Source organism: Wenzhouxiangella marina, assembly GCF_001187785.1.
Lineage (GTDB): Bacteria > Pseudomonadota > Gammaproteobacteria > Xanthomonadales > Wenzhouxiangellaceae > Wenzhouxiangella > Wenzhouxiangella marina.
Window position 1 is genome coordinate 3,290,143 of record NZ_CP012154.1, and the last position, 14,139, is coordinate 3,304,281.

The 14,139-nt window shown below is 66.8% G+C and carries 14 protein-coding genes; 9 read left to right on the top strand and 5 right to left on the bottom strand.

Annotated elements, in window-relative coordinates; translation table 11 throughout:
• Positions 1-142 precede the first annotated feature (142 nt).
• The 3 genes from WM2015_RS13840 to WM2015_RS13850 are packed head-to-tail and all read right to left on the bottom strand — an operon-like array spanning position 143 to position 3,710.
• Entirely contained in the window at positions 143-961 is an 819-nt protein-coding gene (locus tag WM2015_RS13840; RefSeq protein WP_049726606.1) for an ABC transporter permease, read from the bottom strand.
• A 50-nt stretch (positions 962-1,011) separates the two neighbouring features.
• The gene (locus WM2015_RS13845; RefSeq protein ID WP_049726607.1) at positions 1,012-1,971 is read right to left on the bottom strand and encodes an ABC transporter permease; all 960 of its coding nucleotides are present in this window, start codon (positions 1,969-1,971) and stop codon (positions 1,012-1,014) included.
• Positions 1,968-3,710 carry an ABC transporter substrate-binding protein gene (locus WM2015_RS13850; protein ID WP_156201224.1) on the bottom strand — a complete coding sequence of 581 codons (1,743 nt, stop codon included), beginning with the start codon at positions 3,708-3,710 and terminating at the stop codon, positions 1,968-1,970. Before WM2015_RS13850 ends, WM2015_RS13845 begins: the two co-directional genes overlap by 4 nt.
• Positions 3,711-3,902: 192 nt before the next feature.
• Between WM2015_RS13850 and WM2015_RS13855 the strand changes: the two genes are divergently transcribed.
• The 3 genes from WM2015_RS13855 to WM2015_RS13865 are packed head-to-tail and all read left to right on the top strand — an operon-like array spanning position 3,903 to position 6,131.
• A complete protein-coding gene (locus WM2015_RS13855; RefSeq protein WP_049726609.1) occupies positions 3,903-4,652 on the top strand; it encodes an EAL domain-containing protein in 750 nt (249 codons plus the stop codon).
• Position 4,653: 1 nt separating this feature from the next.
• On the top strand, positions 4,654-5,526 hold the full coding sequence (locus WM2015_RS13860; RefSeq protein ID WP_049726610.1) for a hypothetical protein: 873 nt from the start codon (positions 4,654-4,656) through the stop codon (positions 5,524-5,526).
• A gap of 29 nt (positions 5,527-5,555) precedes the next feature.
• Positions 5,556-6,131, top strand: a complete 576-nt coding sequence (locus WM2015_RS13865) for a hypothetical protein (RefSeq protein WP_049726611.1) — start codon at positions 5,556-5,558, stop codon at positions 6,129-6,131.
• A 187-nt stretch (positions 6,132-6,318) separates the two neighbouring features.
• Here WM2015_RS13865 and WM2015_RS13870 read toward each other — a convergent pair whose 3' ends face one another.
• Entirely contained in the window at positions 6,319-7,695 is a 1,377-nt protein-coding gene (locus WM2015_RS13870; RefSeq protein ID WP_049726612.1) for a GTPase/DUF3482 domain-containing protein, read from the bottom strand.
• A complete protein-coding gene (locus tag WM2015_RS13875; protein ID WP_049726613.1) occupies positions 7,692-9,152 on the bottom strand; it encodes a DUF2868 domain-containing protein in 1,461 nt (486 codons plus the stop codon). Before WM2015_RS13875 ends, WM2015_RS13870 begins: the two co-directional genes overlap by 4 nt.
• A gap of 138 nt (positions 9,153-9,290) precedes the next feature.
• Here WM2015_RS13875 and ccoN point away from each other — a divergent pair, with 138 nt between their 5' ends.
• The 6 genes from ccoN to ccoG are packed head-to-tail and all read left to right on the top strand — an operon-like array spanning position 9,291 to position 14,138.
• Positions 9,291-10,718, top strand: a complete 1,428-nt coding sequence (gene ccoN / locus WM2015_RS13880; RefSeq protein WP_049726614.1) for a cytochrome-c oxidase, cbb3-type subunit I — start codon at positions 9,291-9,293, stop codon at positions 10,716-10,718.
• Positions 10,719-10,738: 20 nt separating this feature from the next.
• Entirely contained in the window at positions 10,739-11,374 is a 636-nt protein-coding gene (ccoO, locus tag WM2015_RS13885; protein WP_049726615.1) for a cytochrome-c oxidase, cbb3-type subunit II, read from the top strand.
• Positions 11,371-11,532 carry a cbb3-type cytochrome oxidase subunit 3 gene (locus WM2015_RS15680; RefSeq protein WP_169751194.1) on the top strand — a complete coding sequence of 54 codons (162 nt, stop codon included), beginning with the start codon at positions 11,371-11,373 and terminating at the stop codon, positions 11,530-11,532. The genes ccoO and WM2015_RS15680 overlap by 4 nt, the downstream gene beginning before the upstream one ends.
• Positions 11,529-12,443, top strand: coding sequence for a cytochrome-c oxidase, cbb3-type subunit III (gene ccoP / locus WM2015_RS13890; protein WP_049726616.1), 915 nt, complete (start codon positions 11,529-11,531; stop codon positions 12,441-12,443). Before WM2015_RS15680 ends, ccoP begins: the two co-directional genes overlap by 4 nt.
• Positions 12,436-12,741, top strand: coding sequence for a hypothetical protein (locus WM2015_RS13895; protein WP_049726617.1), 306 nt, complete (start codon positions 12,436-12,438; stop codon positions 12,739-12,741). Before ccoP ends, WM2015_RS13895 begins: the two co-directional genes overlap by 8 nt.
• A gap of 8 nt (positions 12,742-12,749) precedes the next feature.
• Positions 12,750-14,138, top strand: coding sequence for a cytochrome c oxidase accessory protein CcoG (gene ccoG, locus WM2015_RS13900; RefSeq protein ID WP_049726618.1), 1,389 nt, complete (start codon positions 12,750-12,752; stop codon positions 14,136-14,138).
• Position 14,139 lies beyond the last annotated feature (1 nt).

Here is a 14,139-nt window from a genome sequence, read left to right on the forward strand (position 1 = left end):
CCTTGAACTCACTGCCATATCCTACAGGCGCCCCGATTGTAGCGTGAACCAGTCCACAATTCCAGCCTCAGACCAGAGCGGCTTGAATCGACCGATCAGAGCCAGAACAGGGGCCTGAAACCCGCCGTATCTCCATCGGGCGCTAGAGCGGTGCCACCCGAAGCGACAGGGCGGACCCGAGGCGGCGCGGGTCCATCCTTGCCTGCAACCGGTCGGCCCAGTACTGAACCGAGCTTATCAGGGCCAGCAGACCGAGCGAGGCGGCAGCAAAATTCCAGAACTGGCCCGCCAGAACGTCGTCGGCCGCCTCGGCCAGCATGAAACCGAAACTCATCGAATCGCCCAGGCTGATGCCGAGAAAGCTGAGGAGCACTTCGGCCTTGATTGCCGTGATGAAGATCAGCGAGCCCTGCACCAGCAGCAGCGGCGCGCTGTGAGGCAGCACGTGCTCGATCAGGATTCGCCAGCGACCCGCGCCAGCCACGCGCGCAGCTTCGATGAAGCGTGCCTGCCTGAGCTCGATGGCGCGCACGCGCATCAGGCGGGCGGTCGGGGTCCACAGCACCAGCATGACGGCCATTGCCAGACCCGCACTCCAGTCCCGCCAGGCCAGCACCAGCAAGCCGAGGATCACGTAGACGGGCATCGCCTCGATGATGCCGACCAGTCCAAGCAGCACTCGGTCCGGCAGCCGGCCCTCGGTCCAGCCTGCCAGCAGACCGACGGCGCCACCGAGGAGCGTGCAGCCGATGGCCAGCGGCAAACCGAAGGTAAAGGCCTGGCTCAGGCTGACCAGCAGACGATCGAAGATGTCCTGCCCGAGACGGTTGGTGCCCAGGGGATGCGCCCAGGATGGCGCCTGCCAACCGGTCCCGGCGATCGCCCGCCACTCCGTTCCCCAGACGCCCATCCAGACCCCCAGCACGGCCACCGCGAACACCGCCAGAACGAAGCACGCCACCCAACTCGCCCCCCGAGTGTTTCCTACGGCACGAACGGAATCCCTGCGACTCATCGGGAAGGCCTCGCCAGACGAGGATCGAGCGCCCGGAGCAGACCGCCGCTGAGCGCATGCAACAGGATCAGCAACACACTGCCCCCTCCGACCAGTGCCATCAGCACCTGTTCATCACCGGCCAGCAAGGCCTCGTAGGCAACCTGCCCCACGCCGGGAATGCCGAAGTGATTCTCCAGCACCAGGCTGCCGCCAAGCAGCAGCACCGGCAGGGCGTAGAGGATGCGCGTACTGATCGGCAACAGGGCCGTTCGCAGCACGTAGCCGAGCAGGATGCGCCGGGGCGGCAGGCCGTAGGCTCGAGCCGTCCTGACCGGCGGATCGGACAGGGCCTCGACAAACAGGGTGCGGAAGAAGCGCAGTTGGTAACCCAGGCTGGTGACCACGATGACCAGGGTCGGCAGGGTCACGTGGCGGAGATAGTCCACCGGGCCGGCGGCGGACCAGCCACGCACCGGCAGCCAGTCCAGCCAGACTCCGAACAGGCTCTGCAACGCGATCAGGACCACGATCAGCGACAGGCTCATGCTGGTGGCCGAAAGCGCTCCCACCAGGCGATCGGGCCACCGGCCGATTCGCCAGGCCCCGGCCAGCGCCAGGCCGAGGGCGAGAAGCTGGCCGAGGACGAACCCCGGCATCAGCGCCAGCAGGCTGACGGGCAGCGTGCGCGCGAGCAGTGCGGCCACCGGTTCACCACTGATCGCCGCATGACCGAAGTCGAGGCGAAACCAGCCTGCCAGGGTGTCGACGTAGCGCAGCAGCCAGGGTCGATGCTCGTCGAGCTGTCGGGCGAGCGCCTCCAGACCGGCCGCATCCGCGCCCCGACCGACCTGCGCAAAGCGGGTGTCCGGGCCGAACTGAGCGATGAGGTAGAACGCGAGCAGGGTCGCGCCGAGCAGAAGCGGCACGGCGGAAAGCAGCGATCGTGCCCAGGCGCCAAGCTGCCTGCGATTCATGGCGCGTCGGAAGACCGGTCGATGAAACGCCAGGACAGGCCCAGGGCCGGACCCTCGTCGGGCAGCATGACGAGGTCCCGGCGCCAGAGCTGGAGCCGGATCCGGGACATCGAACCGATGAAGACACAATCATCGATCACCTGCTCGTTCATGGCGCGATAGAGCGCCGTGCGCTCCGGGCCGGCGTGCAGCCTGGCCGCCTGCTCGAACCAGCGGTCGTAGTCCTCGTTCCGGTAGTTGAAGCTGTTCGCCCCGGGTGCGGCGTTGGGTCCATAGAACAGCTGCAGGGCGTACTGCGCGTCGGGATAGGCCAGGGTCCAACTCAACAGGAAGACGTCGAGTTCGCCGTCCGCGATCGCACGCAGGTATTCGCCGAAGCTGGGCAGGACCCGGGCCTGAAGGCGATCGGCGGGATAGCCGATCTCCACCCACCAGGCGCGGAGCTGTTCGAACATCTGCCGCTGCTCGACCCCTGCTTCGATGCCGATGGTGAGGGCGGGCAGGTTCTCGGCCGTCCAGCCGGCCTCGCGCAGGCGCTGTCGCGCTCGATCCGGCGCGTATTCGATGGAGGCGCTGCTCAGGGCCGGATCCCAGGCGTCCAGAACCGGTGGAATCACCCCCGGAAAGGCCTGACCCGCCCCTCGATAGAAGGCGGCGTTGCGAGCGTCCCAATCGAAGGCATCGCGGAGCGCACAGCGCAGCGCTCGATTCGCCTCCTCACGAAGGGGGTCCGGATGATCTCCGAGCGCCGGATTGGACATGTTGAAACCGTAGTAGGCAAAGCCCGACTCGAGGCTGGCCCAGGCCCGAAAGGTCGGAGCCAGGCTCGGCGGCAGGACCGTCGACCCGGCGGCCTCCGGCACCACCGAGGCCAGATCGGGACGAATGATGGCCGCGTCCACACCACGACTCGAGCGCAGGCTGTTCCAGCGAGCCATCGGTTCGTTGATGAACTCGATCTCCAGTCGATCCATGAAGGGGTAGGCGCGTCCCTCGAGCTGCTCGAGGCCGAGGCCGGCCTGGCCTTCGATCCGAAACCCTTCGGCCGCCAGATCGAAAGGACCCCGGTCGAAGCCGGCATTGCGCTCAAGCACCGCCCGATTGGCATCGAACTGGCGCAGCCGATAGGGCCCGGATCCGACCGGATGGATGCCGAACCCGGGGCCATAGTGGTCGACGGCCTCACGCGGGACGATTGCCGACAGGGCGGTCGCGAGCGTATGGGCAAATTGCGGAAAGGGCTGCCTCAGACGCACGCGGACCGTGTAGTCATCGACGGCCTCCAGGCCCGCCCCGTCCGGCAGCGCGCCGTCGACCACGGACGCGCTGTCCAGGCCGACGATGCGGTCTCGCCACAGCCAGGCGCCGCGAGAACGCGACGCGGTATCGAAGTGCCGGGCCAGGGAATACACGACATCGCTCGCCAGCACCTCGCGGCCACGGCCATCCGGGAAGGCCGGATCGTCGATGAAGTGGACACCGGGCCGGATGGGAATGGTGAGCTCCAGGCCGTCCTCGGACAGCTGGGGCATGGTCAGCGCCAGCGAAGGCACCAGTTCATGAGGCCGCGCCAGATAGCGGTAGCGATAGAGGGTGTCGTAGAGGTTGTTGACCAGGCTGGCCGCGTAGGCGTTGTCCGCCTGCACCGGATCCAGACTGCCCGGCGCGCCCTGCAGCGCGTAGCGAAAGACGGCCCGATCTTCCGGCGCCTGCCCACAGCCCGTGACCAGGAGCACCACGCAAATCAGACCTGTGCGCAAAGCCAGCATGAAGCCACCGGAACCTGACCAGCACGAACCATAGCGGATTTCGACCATCGCCCTCAAGCGACCGCGCCCGAAGCCGGCGCGCAGAAAAAGCTTGCATTCCGGCAAAATTGCCGATATTGTCAATCTACATTTTTGTCAACTTTGAGAATCGAGACCAGGACGATGGACGCGAAGACCGCCGTGGAGTTGATGCCGATCAGTGCCGAAGCCGTGCACTGCGGCTTCGCCGCGCAGTCGATTCGACCCATCGCCGCGCAGCGCAAGCAGGCCGCGAGCGATCTGGACTGGTTCGAGATCCTGATCCGCCCGCACGGCCGCTATCGCGGCTGGAGCCCCGAACGCTTCATCGAGCGCCTGTACCTCGAACGCGCGCCCCATCTCACCGACATCGAAGTGCTCGAGCGCGCCGCAGCCTGGGCCCTGCTCCGCCAGACGCCGACCCGGATCAGCGTCAACTCACACCCCCAGTCCCTGATCCACGCCGACTTCCTGCGTGCCGTCATGCAGGCTCAGGGCGAACTGCGCGAAGCCGGCCATTCCCTGTGTCTGGAACTGGTGGAGTACGGGCACTGCGATGATCGCGAACGCCTGATCGGGCATGCCCGTCTGCTGCGCGAGCATGGCGTGCTCATCGCGCTGGATGATTTCGGCAGCCGCATCAATTGCTTCGACCTGTGCGCGGCAGGCGTGGTGGATCTCCTCAAGATCGACCTGCGCCTGATCAACGCACTGGAAGACAACCGCAACCAGCAGGCCGTGGTGCAGAGCATCCTGACCCTCGGTCTGGGGCTGGGGGCTTCGGTGATCGCAGAAGGCATCGAGACCCAATCCCAGCTTGACCTGCTGCGCCAGCTCGGCGCGGACTACGCCCAGGGCTTCCTGTTCCATCGGCCCGAGGCGCTGGAGCACTGAAATGAGCCAGATGACCGCGCGATCCCCGGATGGAGACGTCAACTGGCTGGTCGATGCCATGTCGCGCATGGTCCGGCCCGTGGTCCGCTTTTCCGTCGGGCGGATTTCCTGCAGCGCGCTGGTCGATCTCGTTCGACTGACCTACGTGCAGGAGGCCCGCGCCTACCTGCAGGCGCAGAACCCGGATCGAAAGGTCACCCGCTCGGCCCTGGCCCTGCTCTGCGGCATGGACGGCCGCGCCATCAAGACCTTCGAAGACAGTGCCAACCGCGACTACGTGGCCTCGGACGTCTGCTCCGAAGCCAGCATCCTCGACCGCTGGACCACCGACGAGACCTTTCTCGACCCGGACAGCGGCGAGCCGGCCGAGCTCCTCATCCATGGTCCGCACGCCACCTTCCAGCGCCTGGTGACTCGTGCCGCCGGGCGGGCCGTGACCGTCCAGACCGCGCTGGAAAAGCTGCTCGACAGTGGCAACGTCGAACTCAGCGAAGACGACACTCGCGTGCGCCTGCTCGACCCCTTCTACCAGCCCGTGCGGCCCTCCGAGAGGACCACCATCGAGGCCAGCAGCCTGGCCATGAGTCGACTGGGGCGCGCGGTGATGCACAACATCGACCGCTATGGCAACAATCAGCCCCCCTGGCTGCAGCAGGACCGCTGGTCGACCCGCATCCCGTCACAGCGAGTCGACGAGATCCGCACCGAAGTGCGCAGCCTGCTGGAACGCCATATTCGCGAGTTCGAGGACTACCTCGGCGGCGAAGAAGACCCGCCATCCGAACCCGAACAGTGTCTGGTCGGGGTGGGCTGGTACTACTGGGAGCAATGCCCCGAATCCTCTTGGCCTGGTGCGAGCTCGCCCAAGCCATGACCCCATCAAGCAGCACAGGAGCGACGCCCATGAGTGCGCTGAATTCAGCACTGGCCATCGAAAAAAGCGGCACCGGCATTGAAAGAAGCGGCACCGGCCTCGGCCAGGGCGGCGGCTTCAGGCTTCAGCGCCGCTGGTCGAGGAACCTGCTGCTGGGCTTGACCGGCCTGATGGCATCATTCCAGCTGGCGGCGGCCGGACCCCAGGCTCTGGTCAGCGTCGACCAGAACAAAGTGATGGTGTCCCTGCATGTCGACGGACAGATCTACACCGGCCAGCAGCACATCGAGGACGGTCAGAACTACCTGGAGATGGTCCTGCGGACGAACTCCGCCAGGCCGGGGCCCGGGGCTTACGGACTGTTGGTGCATGGCACCGGCGGCGGCGAGTCGGAGTCCGGCTCAGACAGAGGCTCCACGGATCGGAGCTGCAAGGACACCAGCGACCGGAACTCCACCTGCGAGTACACCGACGAGGTGGAAGTCGAGCTTGTGATCGACACGGACGGGACCCACCTGATCGCGCATCGCCGAATCGACGGGCAGCGCCAGGAGATTCTCGCGGCATTCCAGGCCTCGCAGGCCTTTCCAGGGAGCGTGCGCTAAAGCCTGACCACGTTCACGTTTCAACCGACTCACGTCGAGCGCCGGCTTCTTCAGTCTCGGCCAGCGTTCGACGAGGGGGCTCGGGAGTCATCAGTTCCTCCTTCCCATTGACGATTCCCGAGTGTTTCTTGCCCCGGCTTCGGCCGGGGCATTTTTTTGTCCGGGCAGCTGAAGGAGGAAGACCGGCTCAGCCTTCGCGCCGCAAGGCTGCCTCGAGCGACTCGGTCAGGGCCGCTAGAGCCGGCTGCCGCTCGATCAGGCGCGCGGAAGGATTGAGTTCCGACCATTCTGGATGCACCCGGGCGCGCCGCAGCGGTGCGGGCAATGCCGCTCGCTCTCCGGCCGGGCGCGAGGACGGGCGAATGGCGTCAGGGTTGCCATGTCCACGATCGCGCAGGCTGGCCAGCAACTCGATCTGGCGCGTCAGCAGCAACATCAGGGTGGCATCATCGATGGCCACGCCGACCCGCCCGCGGAGACGATCCACGGCGCGTGAGCCCAGGCCGCGCAGCAGGCTCAAGCCACCGCCGGCCAGGGTCCCGACGATCGTGCCGGCGCCGAGGCTCAAGCCCCCGGTCGCGACATCGACCAGGGCACCCGCACCCGCACCCAGACCCGCCAGCTTGCCGGCGCGGATGCCGTGGAGCCTCAGGGTCTCGGGATCGAACAGGTCATCCGCCCAGCGGCCCTCGCTGAGCGGCAAGGCTTCATCTTCATAGGCTTCGGGCCCGAAGCGATACAGGGCCAGCAGGGTATCCACGGTCGCCTGCTCGCGGCGCCGAATCGCATCCTGGAGTGCTGCGGAGACCCGAGCCAGCTCCTCCGGCTGTTCCGCATCGGCGCGGCGGCGAGCCGCCGCGGCATCGATCAACAGGCTGGCCACACTGCGAAGGGCCGCAGTCTGACGCTGCGCCTCGTCCTCGGCCAGGCGCTCCAGCCAGGCCTCGAGGGTGGCGTCGAAGCGATCGAGCTGGCTGCGCAGCTTCTCGAACAACTGCCGCTCCGTCGCCGGATCGCGCACCGCCGCGTCGAAGGCCAGGACCGTGTGCAGGGTGACTTCCGCCAAGGCTTCCCGCCAGGCCGACTCGCGGCTGTCGGGCGCGGAGGTAAAGTTCAGCACGGCCACGATCGGCCTGGCGCACATCGCCAGGATCGCCAGCTCGTCCTGGTACTTTTCGAGCACCGGTTCGCGCGCATCGATCACGTACAGACCGACGTCGACCGCGCGCATCAGCTCCAGTACCCGGGCCTCCTGGTCGAAGCGCTGTCGCGCCTCGGGATCATCCAGCAGACGCGCCACCCGCGCCGGGCCGGCATGGCGCTCGCCGGGCTGCGCATCCAGCCATTCGATCAGTTCCGGCGCGTTCTCCAGGCCGGGAGAGTCGTAGAGTTCGATCAGCACGCGGCCGTCGACCTCGAGCTCCGTGGTGGTCACCTGGCGCGTGGTCCCGCCCCGGTCGGCGACCTCGCCGAAGCCGCGGTTGCGCGTCAGGGTCCGGACCAGGGAGGTCTTGCCCGTATTGGTGTGGCCGACCACCGCGACCTTCAGCAGGGGCAGACTCATGCGCCGCCCTTCGCCGAGTCGATGCGCGCCGCGAGCGCTTCGAACTCGCCCGGCCAGACGTCGGATGCCTCGATCTCGATCCAGTCCCCACCCACCTGTTCGGCCAGGCGCGTCCAGTCCTCGCGGCGCGCGGTCCGGTCATCGCCCCGGGCCGTCAGCTGCGCTCCATCGACCAGCACCAGCAGCAAGGCACTCCGCGAGGCATCGGCCAGGCGGTCGAGCAGCCGCGACGTGCCCGTGTCGGGGGTGCGCAGCAGGGAGCAGACCGCCACGAGCAGGGGCGGCGGCGATTTCAGCCCCTTCAGCGCCTGCTCGACAGCGTGCCGCTGCGTTCGACTGCTGACGGGCCCCAGGTCGGTCACCCGATCCCCCAGGGCCTCGGCCAGCCGAGCCTCGATACCGGCGGCGAGCTCCACGCCGATCAGCACCGCCGGGCCATCGGCCGCCGCCGAACGCCTGCGCGGCCGCCTCGGCGTCGGCGTCGGCGCTTCGCCCAGACGACGCACGCTGCGGCCATCGGGCATCAGGTCCGCCTGCAGGCGCAGATAGCCCGCCCGGCCCGTGTCCAGTCCCATGCGTCTGGCCGCGCGGCGGCAGAAGATCCAGGACAGGAGGACCAGCAGCAGCCGCGGCAGGGCCACGTAGACAAGCATCAGCACCATCAGGAAATGCGCCCAGAGCGCGCGATCGGCGCCGGCCAGCTGGCCGACCCGCCCCCGTTCGATGAAGGCCTCGTCGAGAATCGGCATCAGGCCGATCTGGGCCGGAAACCCGGCCAGGGCCTGGATCAGGCCGATCACGGTCGACTCGCTCAGGATCGTCGTTCCCCAGCTCAGATCGTACTGGGCCACGCTGAAATAGATGGTCAGGGCCAGGATCGCCCCGGCCGAGTAGGCCAGCCAGAGCAGATGGGAACTCAGGCCCAGCCACCAGCGACCGGCGGGTGTCGACAGGGCGGAGGAAGCGGACTGCGCCAGCTCGCCGGCGAGTTCGGAATCGAACAGGCGCGGCCCCGACCAGGCCAGCGCCCGATGCAGCAGGGCCAGGCGCGGGCTCGCCGAGGATCGCCAGCGCGCGCTGATCGGCATCAGCACCAACCAGAGCAGCAGCATCAGGGTCGGCAGGCCGATCAGGGTGGCACCGGCGAGCAACAGATCGAGCTCGCGATCCAGGGTGCTGGTCCGCGCGGCCAGCCAGCCCAGCAGCAACCCCAGCACCACGAGCAGTCCGATGAACTGGCGAGCACGGTGGTGCAGGCTGCGGATATCGGCCTTGGCCGCCTCCGAGCCCGGCAGGGCGCGCGCGCGTGCGACGAGACGATCGCTGAGATCGCTGCCGGCGCGCGTGGCCAGGGTCACGGCGGCCGCGTCATCCGGCCATCGCCCGACGCGCTCCTCGCGTCGTCGCACGGACTCGGTCAGCAGCCAATCGTCGAAATCGAGTCCGGGCGTGGGCAAGTGGGTGTCGGTCCAGGGGTTTCTCGACCGTCATCTTACCGAATTCGTGAAAGTTTGATCCCGGTCAACTGGGGTCGAGGGGCACGGGTGGGACAATGCGCGGGCACGTTTCTCGGCATCTCCAAGAAGGGAGTCTCAATGAGCCACGCAACTACTTATAACGACAAGGTCGTCCGCCAGTTCGCGGTCATGACCGTCATCTGGGGCATCGTGGGGATGCTGGTCGGCGTGATCATCGCCGCTCAGCTGATCTGGCCCGACCTGACCATGGGCATTTCCTGGCTGAGCTACGGCCGCCTGCGCCCGCTGCACACGAACGCGGTGATCTTCGCCTTCGGCGGATCGGCGCTGTTCGCGACCAGTTACTACTGCGTCCAGCGTACCTGCCACGCCCGCCTGTTCTCCAACGCTCTGGCCTCCTTCACCTTCTGGGGCTGGCAGGCGGTGATCGTCGGCGCGGCCATCACCCTGCCGCTGGGCCTGACCATGGGCAAGGAATACGCCGAGCTGATCTGGCCTCTGGCGATCCTGATCGCTCTGGTCTGGGTGGCCTATGCCATCGTCTTCTTCGGCACCATCGTCAAGCGCCAGGTCAAGCACATCTACGTGGCCAACTGGTTCTTCGGCGCCTTCATCCTGACGGTTGCCGTGCTGCACATCGTCAACAACCTGGCGATGCCGGCCACGCTGACGCATTCCTACCCGATCTACTCGGGCACGGTCGATGCCATGGTCCAGTGGTGGTACGGCCATAACGCCGTGGGCTTCTTCCTGACCGCCGGCTTCCTCGGCATGATGTACTACTTCGTGCCCAAGCAGGCCGGCCGCCCGGTCTACTCCTACCGCCTGTCGATCGTCCACTTCTGGTCGCTGATCGCGATCTACATGTGGGCCGGCCCGCACCATCTGCACTACACCGCCCTGCCCGACTGGGTGCAGACCCTCGGCATGGTCTTCTCGCTGATGCTGCTGGCTCCGAGCTGGGGCGGCATGATCAACGGGATCATGACCCTGTCGGGTGCCTGGCACAAACTGCGCACGGACCCGATCCTGCGCTTCATGATCGTGGCGCTCAGCTTCTACGGCATGTCGACCTTCGAAGGTCCGATGATGTCGATCAAGACGGTCAACGCTCTGAGTCACTACACGGACTGGACCATCGGCCACGTGCACTCCGGTGCCCTGGGCTGGGTGGCCATGATCTCGATCGGCTCCCTGTACAGCCTGTTCCCGCGCCTGCTGGGCCTGCCGAGCATGTACTCGACGCGCCTGATCGAATGGCATTTCTGGACCTCGACGATCGGCACGGTGCTCTACATCGTCGCCATGTGGATCGCCGGCGTGATGCAGGGCCTGATGTGGCGGACCTTCAACGATGACGGCACCCTGACCTACACCTTCATCGAGGTGCTGAAGCTGACCGAGCCCTTCTACCTGCTTCGTCTGCTCGGTGGCGTGATCTTCCTGTCCGGCATGTTCATCATGCTCTACAACCTGATCAAGACCTGGCAGATGGCCCCGGCAAGCGAACGTGAAGTCCCCGTTCGCGCCCCGGCCCACGCCTGACCGTATCGAGGAGTCGCACCATGCTTCATGAAAAAATCGAAAAGAACGCGGCCCTGCTCGGCGTCCTGATCGTGATCGCGATCAGCTTCGGCGGCCTGGTCGAAATCGTCCCGCTGATGTTCAAGGGCGCGGTGGTCGAACCGGCCGAAGGAGTCGAGCCCTACAGCCCGATCCGCCTCGCCGGACGTGACGTCTACGTCCGCGAGGGCTGCTACAACTGCCACAGCCAGCAGATCCGTCCGTTCCGCTCCGAGACCGAGCGGTACGGCCACTACTCGGTGGCCGGCGAGTTCGTCTACGACCGACCCTTCCAGTGGGGATCGAAGCGCACCGGGCCGGACCTGGCCCGAGTCGGCGGTCGCTACAGCGATGACTGGCACGAGCTGCACCTGATCAATCCGCGCGCCGTGGTGCCGGAGTCCAACATGCCCGCCTACCCCTGGCTGGCCGAACGCGTGGTCGATGGCCAGACCCTGCAGGCGCATATGCGCGCCCTGCAGCGCCTGGGCGACCCGTACACCGACGAGCAGATCGAAGGCGCCGCGCTCGAAGTGGCCGGCACCACCGAGCTCGAGGCCCTGATCGCCTACCTGCAGGGCCTGGGTACGGAATGGACCGGACAGCGCGTGGCACCACGTGCCGGGGGCGACTCATGAGTTCGGGCATCTGGACCCTGTTCGCGATGCTGGCCTTCGTGGCCATCGCGATCTGGGTCTTCCTGATCAAGGATCGCAAGGACTTCGAAGAACAGGCGAACATGCCGCTCGATGACGACGACAGCGGCACGCAAAAGGACAAGGAGAGAACATCATGAGCGCGTTCTGGCACTGGTTCGTGGTCGGAATCACGATCATCTTCACGGCCGTGATGGTGTGGCTGTTCATCGCCACCGGCAAGGCCCGCGTGCCTTCGGCCACCAATGAGGAAGGCAAGGAAACCACCGGTCACGTCTGGGACGAGGACCTGGCCGAACTGAACAACCCGATGCCGCGCTGGTGGCTGTGGCTGTTCTACCTCTCGGTCATCTTTTCCCTGGCCTACTTGGCCCTCTATCCGGGCCTGGGCCGCTGGCAGGGTGCCCTGGGCTGGAGTTCGGAAGGCCAGTACGAGGCCGAGATGGCCAGCGCCACGGAAGCCTTCAACGAAGCCTACGGCGAACTGGCCGCCCGTCCCCTGGACGAACTGGCCCGGCACCCGGACGCCGTGCGCATGGGCCGCAACCTGTTCGCGCACAACTGTTCGACCTGTCATGGCTCGGACGCGCGCGGCGCCGTGGGCTACCCGAACCTGACCGATGACCACTGGATCTGGGGCAACAGCCCGGATCAGATCTGGACCACCATCGGCCAGGGTCGCCAGGCCGCCATGCCGGGCTTCGCCGCCAGCCTCGACGAGCAGCAGATCACGCGCACCGCCGTCTACGTGCAGCAGCTGGCGGGCAACGAGGTCGACACCGCCATGGCCACGGCCGGCAAGCGCAACTTCGACATGCTCTGCGCCGCCTGCCACGGCCCCGACGGCACCGGCAACCCGATGCTCGGCGCGCCGAACCTGACGGCCGGCGTCTACACCTACGGTGGCGATCTCGACACGATCCGCGAGACGATCCGCAACGGCCGCCAGGGCATGATGCCGGCCCAGATCGGCCTGCTCGGCGAGGCCCGCGCCCGCCTGGTGGCCGCCTACGTGCTGAGCCTCTCGGCCGACGGCGCCGGCAATGACTGACCGGGATCCGATCCCGCCGGCGGCGGTCAACGATCCGCCGCCTCGCCCCCTGGCCCAGCGCCTGGGGGCGATCCTCTGGCCCTCGTTCTTCGCGGCGGCCGTGGCCACGGTGGTGTTCTTCATGGCCGTCGACCCGCTGGTCCTCAGGGACGTGACCTTCCCGGAACTGGAACTCTCGCGCATGGGTGGCTACACCATCGCCTTCTTCCTGTTCTGGTCGGCCACCGCCTCGGCCAGCCTGTTCACCTGGATCCTCCTGCGGCCGAGCAGCCGCTTCAATCGCCCGCGTCAGAGGTAGCAACGAGCATGAGCCAGCCCAGCGACCAGTCCGAAGTCATCCCGCTCTACGTCAAGCAGCCCAAGGTCTACCCTCGCGAGACCCAGGGCCGCTTTTCGCGTCTGCGGGTGATCGCGGCCTGGGTGCTGCTGGGCCTGTTCTACGTCCTGCCCTGGGTGAACCTGGGGGGCCAGCAGATCGTGCTGTTCGATCTGCCCGGCCGCCAGTTCCACTTCTTCGGTCTGACCCTGTGGCCGCAGGACCTGTTCGTCCTGGCCCTGCTGCTCGCCATGGCCGCCTTCACCCTGTTCTTCTTCACGGCCCTGGCGGGACGACTCTGGTGCGGCTATGCCTGCCCGCAGACGGTCTGGACCGAGGTCTTCCTGTGGATGGAACGGGTGACCGAGGGCTCGCGCAACCAGCGCATGAAGCTCGACAAGGGGCCCTGGAATCGCGACAAGGTTATCCGCAAGTCCACGAAACAGTTCCTGTGGATCACCTTCGCCCTGTGGACCGGTTTCACCTTCGTCGGCTTCTTCGTGCCGATCCGCGACCTGGCCGTGCGCATCCCGGCCTTCGAGCTGGGCGGCTGGGAAACCTTCTGGCTGATCTTCTACGCCTTCGCCACCTACGGCAACGCGGGCTTCCTGCGCGAGCAGGTCTGCAAGTACATGTGCCCGTACGCGCGTTTCCAGTCGGCGATGTTCGACGACAACAGCCTGGTGATTTCCTACGACGTCGCTCGCGGCGAGCCGCGCGGCGGCCGACGCAAGGATGCCGATTACAAGGCCATGGGCCTGGGCGACTGCATCGACTGCACGGCCTGCGTGCAGGTCTGCCCGACCGGCATCGACATCCGCGACGGCCTGCAGATCGAGTGCATCGCCTGCGCGGCCTGCATCGACGTCTGTGACGAGATCATGGACAAGATGAACTACCCGCGCGGCCTGATCCGCTACACCACCGAGAACGCGATGCAGGGCAAGCCCAGCCGCATCCTGCGTCCGCGCATCTTCATCTACTTCTTCGTGCTGCTCGCCCTGCTCAGCCTGGTGATCACCGTGCTGACCGGCCGGGACCCGCTGATCGGCGACGTGCTGCGCGATCGCACGGCCCTGTACCGGGTCGTCGACACCGAACTCGAGAACAGTTACCGCCTGAAACTGTCCAATCGCTCGGAACAGACGATCCAGGCCAGCGTCTCGGCGACCGGCCTGGACGGGCTTGAAGTGGTCGAACCCCAGGGCCTGCTGGAAATCGGTGGTGTGGCGTCGGTCGACATCGCCCTGACCCTGTCGCTGCCGTTGCAGGCGGCCGACCCGGGTATGCTTCCCGTCGAAGTCGTGGTCCGCGGGCCCGATGACGAGGTCCTGCAGACCATCGAAACCCGTTTCTTCGTTCCGGCCAACCCGGACTGAT